The following is a 14056-nucleotide window of genomic DNA, read 5'->3' as shown; positions in this document are numbered from 1 at the left end:
CCAGACCTTCCTTGTATCGGACAAATCCTAGCAGCCGATTGCCTACGCGGCAATGGGCTGCACAGGGCGTACCCGGCTCAGGCGCCTGCCTCTGCCGCAATCTCCGCGCGCGACTTCCGCCCGCGTTCCGTGGCCGATTTCAACTGCCCGCAGGCGGCCATGATATCCTCGCCGCGCGGGGTGCGGATCGGGCTGGCATAGCCCGCCTTGTAGATGATGTCGGCGAAGGCGTGGATGCGGTTGTTGCTGGATCGCTTGTAAGGCGCGCCGGGCCATTCGTTGAAGGGGATCAGGTTGATCTTGGCAGGGATGCCCCGGATCAGTTCGATCAGGCGATGGGCGTCCTCGTCGGTGTCGTTCACGCCAGCCAGCATCACATATTCAAAGGTGATCCGCTCGCTGTTCGACAGGCGCGGATAATCGCGCAACGCGTCAAGCAGGGTTTGGATGTTCCAGCGCTTGTTGATCGGCACCAGAACGTTGCGGACCTCGTCGGTGGTGGCGTGGAAGCTGACGGCAAGCTGGCAGCCGATCTCCTCGGCGGTCCGGGCGATCTCGGGGACCACGCCGCTGGTGGACAGGGTGATGCGGCGGCGCGACAGGGACAGCCCCTCGTTGTCCATGCAGACGCGCATCGCGTCGCGCACGGCGTCAAAGTTGTACAAAGGCTCTCCCATGCCCATCAGAACAATGTTGCTGACAAGGCGGGTTTCGTCCTTGGGGGCACCGGGCACCGGCCATTCGCCCAGATCGTCGCGGGCCAGCATCAACTGCCCGACGATCTCGCCTGCGGTCAGGTTTCGCACCAGCTTCTGCGTGCCGGTGTGGCAAAAGGAACAGGTCAGCGTGCAACCGACCTGGCTGGATACGCACAAGGTGCCCCGACCTTCCTCGGGGATATAGACCGTCTCGACCTCGTGGCCGCCGGCGATGCGGACTAGGTACTTGCGCGTCCCGTCCTCGCTGATCTGACGGGTCACGATCTCGGGCAGCACGATCTCGAACCGGTCCGCCAGCAGGGCGCGGTAGTCCTTGGCCAGGTTGCTCATCGCGGCAAAATCGCGCACGCCCCAATGGTAAATCCATTGCCACACCTGGCCCACGCGCATCTTGGCCTGCTTTTCCGGCGTGCCCGCGTCAATCAGGGCCTGGCGCAATTGATCGCGCGTCAGCCCGACGATGTTCACCCGACCGGTATCTGGCAGCTTGCGGGGAAGGGTCAGGACATCGGGCGTGAGGGGCGCGTTCATGGGACTTCCGGTGTTATGCGAAGACCCGCAGATAAGCAAAACGAGGCCGAAAATCAACCGGCCTCGCCTTTGCCTTGGTCTAAGTATCCCGGGTGAGTCCCGAAGGCATGGGGGCAGCGCCCCCAACCCTTACTGACAGCGCGACCGCGCCGTGTTCGTGGCCGCCGTGATTCCCGCCAAGCTGAACGTGTCCTTTGTCACGGTGCCGCGCGATGACCGCCCGGTAATGACCGCGTTCGTGCCGCCGCGCAGGGCTGCAATCAGCTTTTCATCCTCGGACGCGCTGCCGGTCCAGGCGCTTTCGCCTTCGGTGAACAGGTTGAACTTGGTCCCGCCGATATCGACCTCGACCGTGCTGTCGGGGGCAAAGGGATAGCCGCCGCTGAAAGACACCTCGCCGTTGCCGCCCCGATACGCGACATACAGGCGGATGTCGCCGCGCGTCACCTCTCTCGGGGCGCCGTTCGCGTCGGTGTTCTGCGTGGCCTTGGGCGGGGAGACCGCCCAGCATTCCTTGGGATTTTCCGCCGCAAAGACCGTCCAGTCGCCTTCGGTGGCAACGACATTGGTCGATTCCTGTGCCGCTGCGGATCCAAGTCCGGCGATCAGGACAAGGGCGGCGGTCACGCCGCGCAGCGTGGTGTTGGTCATGCTCTGGCCTCCTGCCATGGGTTTCGCCACATCAGGGGCGTTCTTTCCCGATTGCTGTGGTCTTTTCAACCGTTCGCGGTCACGATAGCCAAAATCATTGCGCAAGAAAGAGCGCAAGGCAGGAAATCGCGCAATTGTCAGGGGGACAGGCGATGCGTTCGGCCGAATTGATCGAATTGTGGCGCGGCGGGCAACGCGAGAGCCTGCATTCCGGCCATGCCGTCATCTGCGACACCAAGGGTGTGGTCGAGGCCTGGGGCTGTCCAAGCGAAATCATCTTTTCTCGCTCGTCCTGCAAGATGATCCAGGCACTGCCCCTGATCGAAAGCGGCGCGGCCGATGCCGCCGGGCTGACCGACCGGCAGCTTGCGCTTGCCTGCGCCAGCCACAGCGGCGCGCGGATGCACGTGGACGCCGTGGACCAGTGGCTGCAGGCATTGGACCTGGGCGAATCCCACCTTCGTTGCGGCTGCCATATGCCGAGCGACCGCGATGAAAACCGCCGCCTGACCTGCGGGGACGAGGCTCCCAGCCAGTTGCACAACAACTGTTCGGGCAAGCACGCGGGTTTCCTGACGCTGAATCGCCATCTGGGTGGCGGGACCGAGTATGTCGAACCGGACCATCCCGTCCAGCAGGCCGTGAAAGCCGCGTTCGAGGAGGTGACGGGTGAATCTAGCCCGGGCTATGGCATCGACGGCTGTTCGGCCCCGAACTGGTCCTGTTCGCTGGCGGGCCTTGGCCGTGCCATGGCGGCCTTTGCCGATCCGGCCGACGATGGGCGGGGCCGGGCCATGCGGCGGCTGGTGGATGCCATGCGCGCCCATCCCGAAATGGTTGCGGGCGAAGGCCGCGCCTGCACGGTCCTGATGCGCGCCAGCGGTGGCCGCGTCGCCACAAAGACCGGGGCCGAGGCCGTTTTCGTCGCCATCCTGCCCGATCAGGGCCTGGGCGTGGCCTTGAAGGTGACGGATGGCGGCACCCGCGCCGCCGAGGCTGCCATTGCCGCCTTGCTGGTCCATCTTGGCGTGCTCGAGCGGAATCACCCGGCGGTGGGCCGGTTCCTGACCGACCCGATCCGCAACTGGCGCGGCATCGTCACCGGGGAAATGCGGACCGCCCCCGGCTTTCCCGCCTAGATCATCTGCCAGATCAGCCGCAGCGCAAGCGCCAAGGATGTCGCCACCAGCAGCGGCTTGATCAGCCGCGCGCCAATCCGCGTGGCCAGCCGCGCGCCCAGCATCGCGCCCGCGATTTGCGCCCCGCCCATCACGATCCCCACCAGCCACAAGGGCTGGCCAAACAGCGCAAAAGCCGCAAGCCCCCCCAGATTCGAGGCAAAGTTCAGCAGCTTGGTATGCGCCGTGGCTTTCAGCACGCCGTATCCCGCCAGCGTGACAAAGGCGATCATATAGAACGAACCGGCCCCCGGTCCCAGGACCCCGTCATAAAACCCGACCAGCGGCACCGCCGTCAGGGCAAATGCTGCGGGTGCCACGCGCCGCACCCGGTCCAGGTCGTTAAGCCCCGGCTTCAGTGCAAAGAACGCGGCGATGGCGATCAGGATCACCGGCAGGATCAGCCGCAGATCGTCGGTCGGAAGATAGCTGACCAAGGCCGCCCCCAGGGCGCCTGCCGCCCCCGCAATTAATGCCGATTTCCACTGGCTTCGCAGATCGACCAAGCCGCGCGAGGCATAGCTGACCGCCGCCGTCGCCGCGCCAAAGACACCCTGCACCTTGTTCGTTGCAAGCGCCTGCGCCGGCGGGATCCCCGCCAGCATCAGCGCAGGCAGGGTGATCAGCCCGCCGCCGCCGGCGATCGAATCGATAAAGCCGGCAGCGAAGCCAGCAAAGGCGAGAAGCAGGAAAAGGTCCAGGGAAAGGTCGATCATGGCCGCGCCATGCGCCTTTGACAGGGGTTTGTAAAGACGGGGGTTTCACACTCCCAGACCCCCGTGGGATATTTGGACCAAGGCAAGGGCAAGAGCAGCAGAGGTTCGTCGAATGGACCAACAGGTTGCGCCCCTTCTTCAGGTGTTTCAGGGCGGAACCGTCTGCAATGTTGTTCGAGATCTATCCCGGACTTCGCAGTAACCAGCCATGCTGTTGGTGCTGTTGGCGGAAAGGCCTGCCATCCTCGACCGCCACTTCGCCCTGTCCATGCCGGATCGGATCGGTGCGCTGAAGGGGCCGGCTGTTGGCAACTAACCCCCCCGGTCGCCGAAGGGCAGGCGATCATGGACCGCATTGCTGCCTGCGCCCGGTCTGTGGCGGAAACGGTACAGGCGATCAGCCCGTGACGAAATCCTTGGCAGAATAACCCTGCAAGTACAGCAGCGATGTCAGGTCGCCGTGGTTGATGCGAATCTGCGCCTGCGCCGCGACCGAGGGCTTGGCGTGCAGCGCAACACCCGTCCCGGCAAGCTGGATCATGCCCAGGTCGTTGGCGCCGTCGCCCACAGCAATCACATCGGCAGGCGTCAGGCCGCGCGCCTTGGCGATCTGGATCAGCGCCTCGACCTTGGCCTCGCGGCCCAGGATCGGTATCGCGACCCGTCCGGTCAGCAAGCCGCCTTCGGCCACCAGGGTATTGGCACGGTGTTCGTCAAAACCCAGCCTGTCGGCAACTGCTTCTGTAAAGGCCGTGAACCCGCCCGAGACAAGCGCCGCATAGCCGCCGTTCGCGCGCATTGTCGCCACAAGTTCCGCCCCGCCCGAGGTCATGGTGATCCGCGAGGCCAGCACATCCGCGATCACACTGTCCTTCAGCCCGCTCAGCAGCCCGACGCGTTCGGTCAGTGCGCTGTCGAAGTCCAGTTCTCCATTCATGGCCCGTGCCGTAATGTCGGCCACGCGCGGTCCGACGCCCGCCATGTCGGCCAATTCGTCGATGCATTCCTGCCCGATCATGGTCGAATCCATGTCGGCCAGCAGGATCGCCTTGCGGCGGCCCTGGGCCGGTTGGATCGCCAGATCCAGGGTTTGCCGCTGCATATCGGCCCAGGCATCCTGAAAGTCGGCAGGCTGGGTTGCCACGTCGAATTCCGCAGCGATGGCGGGGTTCAGCCAGCGGATCGGTTCGCCCCCCCAACGGGCGGCCAGGCCCCCGGCCACGGCCTGGGTCAGGTTGGCGCGCAGGGGCGATGCGATCAGCGAAACGGTGAACATGGGCCGCAACTCCTTTGCGCGGCGGTCTAGGCCAAAGTGGCGGGCTGCGCCAGAGGCGGGCGGCGGATGCCAAGGAACGGGCCATCGCCTGCCGCATCGATTCGGGCGATGGCGTCGGGGATGGATTCGACGATCACCCCCATGGCAAAGGCGGTCGCATGGATCATCCGGTCGGGCGACATCGCCAAGGCTACGTGGCCCGGCCAGAACAGCAGATCGCCCCTTCGGATTTCGTTTGCCACTGGAAAGGCAGCGCGCTGCAGGTCGCTGTCGCCGGGGCAGGGGATGTCGCAGGCCGTCAGCGCCGCTTGGACCAGGCCCGAACAGTCAATGCCCGCACGGCTGTTGCCGCCCCACAGATAGGGCGTGCCGGACAGGCTTTCCGCGACCGGCACCGGATCGGTGGCGGGCTGGTCGCCGATATGCTGCACGGGAACGAAGCCGCCGGTAGCAAGACGGGCGAACCGCCCTTCGACCCCCGTGACCGAGAGGCGGGCGCCCAGGGACAGGCTGACAATCTGCGGCTGCTTCATGTCGGGGGCGGGATAGACATGGGTGGCAGGGGCCGTTACCCGATGCGTGATCGGCGGCAGGTCATGGCCCAGCGAGGAGCCAGCCAGCCAGCCGCAATAGCCGTCTAGATCCGTTTGCACGAAACACCAGTCGCCCCGCGTCTCGATCACCGTCACGTCGGCGCCGAAATTCACCTGCCGGTCGCGGCGCGCGTCTGGTGCGGTCAACAGGTCGGCCAGGGGCACCACCAGCCGCGCGGCATTGCCGGGCGTATAGGCGGGGCGTTCCAGCACCCCTGCCAGGCATTCCAGCGCGATCCGGTCGGTTGCCGGGGTCAGGCGGCGGTCCAGCGTCATGCCAGGATCTGCGGCAAGGCGGCCAGGATCGCCCGTGCCCCCTGGCCGACACCCCCCTTGGGCCTGCCGGGGGCCAGGACCGGCTGCCAGCCATAGATGTCCATATGGACATAGCGCCCGGCGCCTTCCGCGAAGCGGCGCAGGAACAGCGCGGCGGTGATCGACCCCGCCATCCCGCCCGAGGGGGCGTTGTCCAGATCCGCGATAGGCGGCTCGATCTGGGATTCGTAGCCATCCCAGAAGGGCATCCGCCACAGCGGATCGCGCACGGCCATTGCGGCGCGCGACAGCGCATCGGCGGTGGCATCGTCGTCGCAGTAAAAAGGCGGCAGGTCCGGCCCAAGCGCCACGCGCGCGGCGCCTGTCAGCGTCGCCAGCGAGATCATCAGGTCGGGGCTTTCCTCGGCCCCCAAAGCCAAGGCATCGGCCAGGATCAACCGGCCCTCGGCGTCGGTGTTGTTCACCTCGACCGTCAGGCCCTTGCGGCTGGTCAACACGTCGCCGGGCCGGAATGAGCTGGCCGAAACGCTGTTTTCCACGACCGGCAGCAGCAGCCGGATCCGCATCCGGTCCGCAGCCCCGGTCAGCGCCAGCATCTTCAGAAGGCCAAGCGCGGTCGCCGCGCCGCCCATGTCCTTTTTCATCAGCAACATGGATGCCGAGGGCTTGATGTCCAGCCCGCCGGTATCAAAGCAGACACCCTTGCCGACGACCGTCAAACGCGGGCCGCTGTTGCCCAGTCGGATGTCAATCAGGCGCGGCGCCTGTTCGGCCGCGCGCCCGACCGCGTGGATCATCGGCAGGTTGGCGTCCAGAAGGTCCGGCCCGGTCGTGACCGTGACGCTTGCGCCCACCTCCTTGGCCAGGGCGCGGGCGGCGTCTTCCAGATCAATCGGTCCCATGTCGTTGGCAGGGGTGTTGATCAGGTCGCGGGTCAGGAACTCTCCTGCCGCCTGCGCATGGATCCGGGCGGCATCCACACCCTCGGGGCAGGAAAACTGCGGGCCGGAATAAGGTGTCCCCTTGTAGCGGGTAAAGCGATACTGGCCCAGCAGCAGCGCCAAGGCAGCCTCATCCGGGTCAAGGCCGTCGGGCAGGATCGCGCGCCATGTTCCTGGCGGCAAGGCCGTGGCATGGGCCAGGGCAAAGCGGTGGCGGGGGGCGGTCGTTCGATCCCCCAGGCCCAGCAAGGCCCCCGCAAGCCCGCCCGAAGGATTGGGCAGCAGGCAGATTTCCCCGGTCTTTCCCGAAAATCCGCTGGCGCCCGGCCAGGGACCAGCCTGGTCGACCAGGGGGTCGCCCTTCCACACCGCCCACAGCGGCAGGGCATCGGCGGAATCGGGGGCAAAATCGGGGATCATGGGCCTGTCCTTGGTCTGTCGAACGCCAGACTACAAGTTGGGCGCGCGCCCGCAAGCCCGCCTCAGGCAAGCTGGCTGCGGTCCCAGATCGCCGTCAGGGACCGGTTGCCCACCCGCATCAGCCGGGCATGGACCGCGGCAATGGCAACCCGATCGCGCTTGTCCGCGCAGGCCCCCAGATCCATCGCCACGCCCGCAAGCGACAACAGCCCGATCTGCCAGGCCAGCCGGGCCAGCAGGTCGCATTGGCGCGCGCCCTCGGGCAGGTCGCTTGCGCGGATGGCCTTGTCGGCGGCGGTCAGGGCGGCTGCCAGCTGTTCCAGGGCCAGGCCGATGACGTTCTGCGCCGCCGTTTCGCCCAGTTCGGTCACGATGTCGCCCAGGCGGCGGGAATCGACCCGAACCGGCTCTGATACGGCCAACGCCATGATTTGTGCCATCTGCCTTAACCCTTGTCTTCCTGAAAGTCCGGTCTGTGCAAGATGACCGTCTGCGGTGAAGAAAGGCTTGATGGCGCCAAAAGAAACCTCTCGAATTTGTTTCAATCTCCGCCTATCAAGCGGCGTGATGACAAGGGTGAGCCATGCATAACATTCGTCCTTTGCCGCAATATCTGGCAGGCCGCTTTCACGGCTGGAAGGCCACGTCCTATGCCGAAAACAGCGCCTGGTATCGCCGCCTGGCCACCGACGGGCAGCGCCCGCGCGCCATGGTGATTTCCTGCTGCGACTCGCGCGTCCACGTTACCAGCATCTTTGGCGCGGATACGGGCGAATTCTTTATCCATCGCAACATCGCGAACCTTGTGCCGCCCTATGCCCCGGACGGGTTGCAGCACGGCACCTCGGCGGCGGTGGAATATGCGGTGCAGGCCTTGAAGGTCGCGCATCTGATCGTGGTGGGCCATACCATGTGCGGCGGCGTGGCGGGCTGTCATGCGATGTGTTCAGGCCATGCCCCCGAACTGGAGGAAAAGACCAGCTTCGTCGGCCGCTGGATGGACATCCTGCGCCCCGGCTATGACCGGGTGAAGGATCTGCCCGAGGACCAGCAAGTTGCCGCCCTGGAACGCGAGGCGGTGCTGGTATCGATCGAGAACCTGATGACATTCCCCTTTGTCCGCACGGCGGTCGAGGCGGGGCAGATGTCGATCCACGGCCTTGTCCACGACATCAGCGAAGGCACGTTGTTCCAGGCGCTTGAGGGTGGAAAAACCTGGGCAACCATCTGACAGGGCGCCCGGCGTTCAGGCGTCGGGCTTCCAGCGGATCACGCGCCAGACATACAGCGCAATGATGCCCATCACGACCGCCGTGGACACCGGGTTGATCCAGTGTTCGACCCGTTCATACTGGTCTTCCAGCAGATAGCCCGCAAGCGCCAGCCCACCCGACCAGATGAAGCTGCCAAGGGCGGTGAACAGCAGGAACTGCGCCTGCGGCATCCGCTCGATCCCGGCGGGGATCGAGATCAGCGTGCGCACGGTGGGGACAAAGCGCCCAAGGAACACGATCTTGCGGCCATGGCGTTGAAACCATCCCTCGGCCGCCTCGAATTCCGACAGGGTCAGGGTCAGCCAGCGGCCATGGCGCGCGATCAGGCGGCGCAGCCGGTGGGCGCCAAAGGCGCGACCGACCAGATACCACAGATAGGCCCCCGCAAGCGATCCCAGGCCACCGGCCAGGACCGCCAGCCACAGGGGCGTGCCGCCGCGGGCGGCGTTGAAGCCCGCCAGCGGCATGATCAATTCGGACGGGATCGGCGGAAAGACGTTTTCCAGCAGCATCAGGGCGGCGATGGCCCAGGCCCCGCCGCTGTCCAGAAAGCCCGTGATCCAGTCGAACACCGGGTCAGCCCTTTTTCAGGACGCGATTGCCCAGCAGTTCCGCGATCTGCACGGCGTTCAGGGCGGCGCCCTTGCGCAGGTTGTCGCTGACGCACCACAGGTTCAGGCCGTTTTCCACCGTCACGTCCTGGCGGATGCGGCTGATGAAGGTCGCGAACTCGCCCACGCATTCGACCGGGGTCGTGTATCCGCCCGGCTCGCGCTTGTCGACGACCAGGATGCCCGGCGCCTCGCGCAGGATGTCGCGGGCCTCGTCCTCGTCCAAGAAGTCCTCGAACTCGATGTTGATGGATTCCGAATGTCCGACAAAGACCGGCACGCGCACGCAGGTGGCCGTGACCTTGACCTTGGGGTCGAGGATCTTCTTCGTCTCGGCCACCATCTTCCATTCTTCCTTGGTGTCGCCGCTGTCCAGGAAAACGTCGATCTGCGGGATCACGTTGAAGGCGATCTGCTTGGAAAACTTCTTGGGGGCGACTTCCTGACCCGGCACATACATGCCCTTGGTCTGGTTCCACAATTCGTCCATGCCGTCCTTGCCCGCGCCCGACACGGACTGATAGGTGCTGACCACGACCCGCGTGATGCGCGCGCGGTCGTGCAGCGGCTTCAACGCCACCACCATCTGCGCGGTGGAACAGTTGGGGTTCGCGATGATGTTCTTGTTCTTGTAATCGTGGATCGCATCCGGGTTCACCTCGGGCACGATCAGCGGGATCTGGGGGTCATAACGATAAAGCGACGAATTGTCGATCACGATGCAACCCGCCGCCGCGGCCTTGGGCGCATGGATTTTCGTCGCATCCGACCCGATGGCGAACAGCGCGATGTCCCAGCCGGTCCAGTCGAACTGCTCGATGTCCTTCACCTTGAGGGTCTTGTCGCCAAAGCTGACCTCGGTGCCCTGCGACCGGCGCGAGGCCAGCGCGGCAATCTCGTCCACGGGGAACATGCGTTCCTCCAGGATGTTCAGCATTTCGCGGCCCACATTCCCCGTGGCGCCGGCGACGACGACTTTGTAGCCCATCTGAGGGGGACTCCTTTTCTGGCGGTCAGGGGCGTTTAGCGCATGGGTGGACCAAGGGGAAGGGGGCGCCGCCGCACCGCCTCGGGTAACGCCAATGTCATAAAGGACCCGGCCAAAGCGCGATACCCTTGCCACGGGATTATCATGCACAAGAGTCTTGCCATGCGCCACGGCTTCAAGGGGATCGTCGCCGGACTGATGATGCTGGCCGCGCCGGTGGCCGCGCATCACGGCTGGTCCTGGGCCGAGGGTGACCAGGTTCGGCTGGACGGCCTGATCGAGGACGTGTCGATGAACCCGCCCCATCCCAGCCTGCGGGTCCGGGCGGCGGATGGCACGGTCTGGTTCGTCGAACTGGGCAATCCGGGCCGGACGGCGCGGTCGGGCTTTGACGGGGATACTGCCAGCATCGGCGATGCGGTCACGGTGATCGGCAACCGCGACCGCGATCCCGCCGAGGCGCATATGAAGGCGGTGCGCATCGTGATCGACGGCCGGAACTATGACATGTATCCCGAACGCATCCAGGCCGACTGACAGCTGATGGAGCTTGCGGCCTGGATCGAAGCCTCGGGCCTGGCGCGGATGCTGCGCGGGTCGGGCGATCTGTACATGGTGCTGAACGCGCTGCATATCCTGGGAATCGGACTGCTGCTGGGCGCGATCCTGCCGCTGGATCTGCGGATCCTGGGGGTTCTGCGCGGCCCGTCCTTGCCGGTGATCGGACCGTTCCTGTCGCGGATGGCGGGCATCGGGTTGGGACTGGCCGTCCTGACGGGCGCCTGCCTGTGGTCGGTCAGTGCGGCCGAGTATCTGGGCAACGCGGCCTTTCGCTGGAAACTGGTCCTGCTGGCCGTGGCCTTGGGCAATGTCGTCCTGATGCACAGGCTGGGATGGAAACAGATGATCGCCACGGGGCGGCCCGGCCCGGCCGCCCGGATCCTGGCCGCCCTGTCGGCGGTGATCTGGCCCGGCGTGCTGCTGGCCGGGCGATGGATCGGGTTTCTTTAGATCAGGCTCAGCCGCCCATCGCTGCGCCGCAAATCCGCAACCCAGGCCGCTTCGGCGCCAAAGTCATGGGGCACCTGATCGGCGGTGCGGCGGCCCGACAGGCTTTGGCTGGCGAAGAAGTCGAAGCCGTGAAGGGTCAGGCTGGAAAGGCCGGACCGCAGCAACAGGTCGATCATCATCGCCCCGGTGGTGGGCGGCGCGGCAAGGCGGTCTTTCAAGGCCTGATGATCGGCCAGCGGATGCAGATAAAAGCCGTCGCCCTGCGCGATGCGATAGCCCAGGCGCTTGCGCTTGGGCGACATCCACAGGATCCGCCGGGGCGCGATGCGGGCCAGATCCTCATCGGACAGCCGCACGGCCAGGGCCAGCCAGTCGGTGCGGGTGCCATGGCTGCCGGGCCCGGGCTGGGGGGCGCGGTTGATGCGGATGACGACATCGGCGGCGTCGATGGCCGCGCCCTGTGCGCTGTCGGCCAGCGACCGGGCATTGCCGACCAAGGCAACCGACTTGCCGTCCAGATCAGCCAGCAGATCGGCCTGGGGAACGGACAGGGCTTGCAGCGCAGCTTCATCGCGCAGCGTCCGGGCGGCATAAAAGCGCAGCTTGTTCATGGCCGGGCCAGCAGGTCGTTGTAAATGGCGACCAAGGCGCGGGCCTCGCCGTCGATGGCATGGTTGGTGGCAACGTGGTCGCGGGCGGCTCGGCCGGCGGCATCGCGCGCGGCGGGATCGTCCAGCCAGCGCCGCAATGCCTCGGTCAATGCCTCCTCATCGTCAGCGGGCACCAGGCTGCCGGTCACGCCGTCGCGGATCAGGGTTTCATAGGCCCCGACGCGGGCGGCCACGGTGGGGACGCCGCAGGCCATCGCCTCCAGCGGCGTCAGGCCAAAGCCTTCCCAGCGGGCAGGGGCCGCGAACAGATCGAGCGCCTGGTAATGCCGCACAACCTGGTCCCAGGGCAGTTCCCCCAGGAAACGGATGCGATCCCCCAGGCCTGCCGCCGCGATTTCGGCCAGCAGCCCATCGGCAAAGGCGCGGTTGTCCGGCGTGATGCGCCCGGTGAAGACGATCTGAACGCCCGGCCTGTCGGGCAGCAGCCGCAGCCCTGCGCGGACTAGCAGATCGACGCCCTTCTGCGCGCGAACCCGGCCGAAGCAGCCGATCAGCACCGCATCGGGGTCAAGGCCAAGGTCGCGGCGCAACGCGGCCCGGTCGGCGGGCGGCTGGAACACCTTGGTATCCACGCCATGCATCACCACCGTGGCGGGCCGGTCCAGATAGCCTGCGGCCTTGCCGGATGTGGCGACAAGCGCATCCTGCTGCCGGATCAGCCACTTGGTGAACCCGGTGTGGCGGCGTTGGGCGGCGGATGTGAACATCAGCCGGTATTTTCGCCGCAGCACCCGCCGCAGCACCAGCCCCAGGGCCATTTCCGTGTTGCGCCGGGCGTGCCAGACGCGCCAGCGGTCGCGCGGCATCAGGACGGCGCGGGCCAGCGGAATATGCGGCACATCCGGCGGCAGGCCGGGACCGGTCGCACGGATCGCGATCATTCGTTCCTGCACCGGGATCAGCCGGACCACGGTCGCAGTGACGCCCGACAAGCGGCGCTTGAGGTTGGGGGCGATGACCAGCGGGTCAGTCATCGGATCAGGCATTGCGGGCCTCGGGCGTCAGGAAATACAGGGCGAAGCCGATGGCAAGCGGGATCAGGAAGAACAGGAACAGCATTGCGAAGGCCTGCGGCGGGGGAAAGGCCCCGGACGCCGCCTGGAAGACCGGGCGCGAGGCGAACTGCATCACCCCCACCCCACCGATGGAAATCATGTTCAGGAATGTCACCCCACGCCCGACCAGATGATCGGGCAGGAAGGACCGCCCATGGGCCATCAGCAGGACGTATCCCGCCCCAGACAGCCCGATCAACGCCAGCAAGGCCACGGCCAGGCGCAGGCCGGGGTCGGGGTTCAGGACCAGGAACCCCATCACCACCAGCGTGGCGCCGGTAAAGATCAGCACCGTCCGGCGCAGGCTGCCCACCAGCCGCACGGCGGGGGCCACCAGGAAATTGCCCAGGATCATGGCCACGCCCATGGCAAGGGTCGCCCGCCCGATCACGACGGCATCCGCGTCGAAGACACGTTCCAGATAAGGCGCGGCCCAAAGCCCTCGGATCGCGCCCGAGGCCGCGTAGTTCACGAAGAACAGCGGCAGGATGAACCACAGGGCGCGCAGGCGCAGAACCTCGGCCAGCGACCCCTGCGGATGGTCTGTGCCCAGCTTCGCAGGATCGCGCACGGTGCCCGCGATCAGCAACGCCACGCCGACCGTGGCAAGGCCCAGGCCAGCAATGCTGGCACGCCAGCCCAGCGTCTCGATTGCCCAGACCAGCGGCGTCGCGCCCAGGATGTTGCCGAGCGAGCCGAATCCCACGATCATTCCCGCCAGGGCGCCAAAGGCCGCGGCGGGGTATTCGCGTGCAATGATGTAATAGGATCCCATCAGGGCCGGCGCGCAGCCCACGCCCAGCAGCGCCATCGCAAGATGCAGGTGCCAGGGCGCCTGGGCCAGGGCAAAGACCGCAGCCCCCGCGCCCCCCGCGCCCCCCAGCAGCAGGGCCACCGTCAGGCGCGGCCCGATCCGGTCCAGCATCCGCCCGACCGGGATCTGCATCGCCGCGAATGTGGCGAACCACAGCCCCGACGACAGCGCCAGATCGCCGGGCATGGCCCCCAGTTCCGTGCCCAGGACCGGCGTCAGCACTGCCAGAAAGGCGCGATAGAACTGGCTGAGGACATAGGCCAGCACCAGGCTGACAAGGCCCACGGATAGGACTGGCATTCGCGGCGTTCCCCCCTGGCGGTTCGGGCGC

General features: G+C 66.4%; 16 protein-coding genes. 4 read left to right on the top strand and 12 right to left on the bottom strand.

Annotated features, from left to right (window positions below):
* Positions 1–77: 77 nt before the first annotated feature.
* Positions 78–1250, bottom strand: a complete 1173-nt coding sequence (gene rlmN, locus LZ585_RS14530) for a 23S rRNA (adenine(2503)-C(2))-methyltransferase RlmN (RefSeq protein WP_234854251.1) — start codon at positions 1248–1250, stop codon at positions 78–80.
* Between the two features lie 129 nt (positions 1251–1379).
* A complete protein-coding gene (locus LZ585_RS14525) occupies positions 1380–1901 on the bottom strand; it encodes an invasion associated locus B family protein (RefSeq protein WP_234854250.1) in 522 nt (173 codons plus the stop codon).
* 152 nt (positions 1902–2053) lie between these two features.
* Here LZ585_RS14525 and LZ585_RS14520 point away from each other — a divergent pair, with 152 nt between their 5' ends.
* Positions 2054–3040: an asparaginase gene (locus LZ585_RS14520; RefSeq protein ID WP_234854249.1), complete on the top strand. Its 987-nt coding sequence runs from the start codon at positions 2054–2056 to the stop codon at positions 3038–3040.
* Here the strand turns inward: LZ585_RS14520 and LZ585_RS14515 are convergent.
* The 5 genes from LZ585_RS14515 to LZ585_RS14495 form a co-directional block, all read right to left on the bottom strand.
* Positions 3037–3795, bottom strand: a complete 759-nt coding sequence (locus LZ585_RS14515; RefSeq protein WP_234854247.1) for a TSUP family transporter — start codon at positions 3793–3795, stop codon at positions 3037–3039. The genes LZ585_RS14520 and LZ585_RS14515 overlap by 4 nt on opposite strands.
* 397 nt (positions 3796–4192) lie before the next feature.
* Positions 4193–5071: a phosphoserine phosphatase SerB gene (serB, locus tag LZ585_RS14510; protein WP_234854245.1), complete on the bottom strand. Its 879-nt coding sequence runs from the start codon at positions 5069–5071 to the stop codon at positions 4193–4195.
* 26 nt (positions 5072–5097) lie between these two features.
* A complete protein-coding gene (locus LZ585_RS14505) occupies positions 5098–5940 on the bottom strand; it encodes a C40 family peptidase (protein ID WP_234854244.1) in 843 nt (280 codons plus the stop codon).
* Positions 5937–7301 (bottom strand): leucyl aminopeptidase family protein, encoded by a 1365-nt coding sequence (locus LZ585_RS14500; RefSeq protein WP_234854243.1) that lies wholly within the window; start codon positions 7299–7301, stop codon positions 5937–5939. The genes LZ585_RS14505 and LZ585_RS14500 overlap by 4 nt, the downstream gene beginning before the upstream one ends.
* 62 nt (positions 7302–7363) lie before the next feature.
* Positions 7364–7741, bottom strand: a complete 378-nt coding sequence (locus LZ585_RS14495) for a hypothetical protein (RefSeq protein ID WP_234854242.1) — start codon at positions 7739–7741, stop codon at positions 7364–7366.
* Between the two features lie 143 nt (positions 7742–7884).
* On the opposite strand from LZ585_RS14495, the gene LZ585_RS14490 reads away from it, so the two are divergent.
* Positions 7885–8532: a carbonic anhydrase gene (locus LZ585_RS14490; RefSeq protein WP_234854241.1), complete on the top strand. Its 648-nt coding sequence runs from the start codon at positions 7885–7887 to the stop codon at positions 8530–8532.
* A 15-nt stretch (positions 8533–8547) separates the two neighbouring features.
* Here LZ585_RS14490 and LZ585_RS14485 read toward each other — a convergent pair whose 3' ends face one another.
* Both LZ585_RS14485 and LZ585_RS14480 read right to left on the bottom strand, forming a co-directional pair.
* Positions 8548–9147, bottom strand: a complete 600-nt coding sequence (locus tag LZ585_RS14485) for a DedA family protein (protein WP_234854240.1) — start codon at positions 9145–9147, stop codon at positions 8548–8550.
* Positions 9148–9151: 4 nt separating this feature from the next.
* Positions 9152–10174: an aspartate-semialdehyde dehydrogenase gene (locus tag LZ585_RS14480; protein WP_234854239.1), complete on the bottom strand. Its 1023-nt coding sequence runs from the start codon at positions 10172–10174 to the stop codon at positions 9152–9154.
* A gap of 144 nt (positions 10175–10318) precedes the next feature.
* Between LZ585_RS14480 and LZ585_RS14475 the strand changes: the two genes are divergently transcribed.
* The gene (locus LZ585_RS14475) at positions 10319–10711 is read left to right on the top strand and encodes a DUF6152 family protein (protein ID WP_234854238.1); all 393 of its coding nucleotides are present in this window, start codon (positions 10319–10321) and stop codon (positions 10709–10711) included.
* A 6-nt stretch (positions 10712–10717) separates the two neighbouring features.
* Positions 10718–11185 carry a DUF2214 domain-containing protein gene (locus LZ585_RS14470; RefSeq protein WP_234854236.1) on the top strand — a complete coding sequence of 156 codons (468 nt, stop codon included), beginning with the start codon at positions 10718–10720 and terminating at the stop codon, positions 11183–11185.
* Here the strand turns inward: LZ585_RS14470 and LZ585_RS14465 are convergent.
* From LZ585_RS14465 to LZ585_RS14455, 3 genes are read right to left on the bottom strand one after another with little or no spacing between them, the layout of a single operon-like run.
* Complete coding sequence (locus tag LZ585_RS14465; protein WP_234854235.1) at positions 11182–11796, bottom strand: glycosyltransferase family 29 protein; 615 nt, start codon at positions 11794–11796, stop codon at positions 11182–11184. The genes LZ585_RS14470 and LZ585_RS14465 overlap by 4 nt on opposite strands.
* On the bottom strand, positions 11793–12830 hold the full coding sequence (locus tag LZ585_RS14460; protein ID WP_234854234.1) for a glycosyltransferase family 4 protein: 1038 nt from the start codon (positions 12828–12830) through the stop codon (positions 11793–11795). The genes LZ585_RS14465 and LZ585_RS14460 overlap by 4 nt, the downstream gene beginning before the upstream one ends.
* 4 nt (positions 12831–12834) lie before the next feature.
* On the bottom strand, positions 12835–14025 hold the full coding sequence (locus LZ585_RS14455) for an MFS transporter (protein WP_234854233.1): 1191 nt from the start codon (positions 14023–14025) through the stop codon (positions 12835–12837).
* Positions 14026–14056 lie beyond the last annotated feature (31 nt).

The sequence above is a fragment of the Paracoccus everestensis genome (assembly GCF_021491915.1).
GTDB lineage: Bacteria > Pseudomonadota > Alphaproteobacteria > Rhodobacterales > Rhodobacteraceae > Paracoccus > Paracoccus everestensis.
This window is presented reverse-complemented; position numbering and strand designations above follow the sequence as displayed.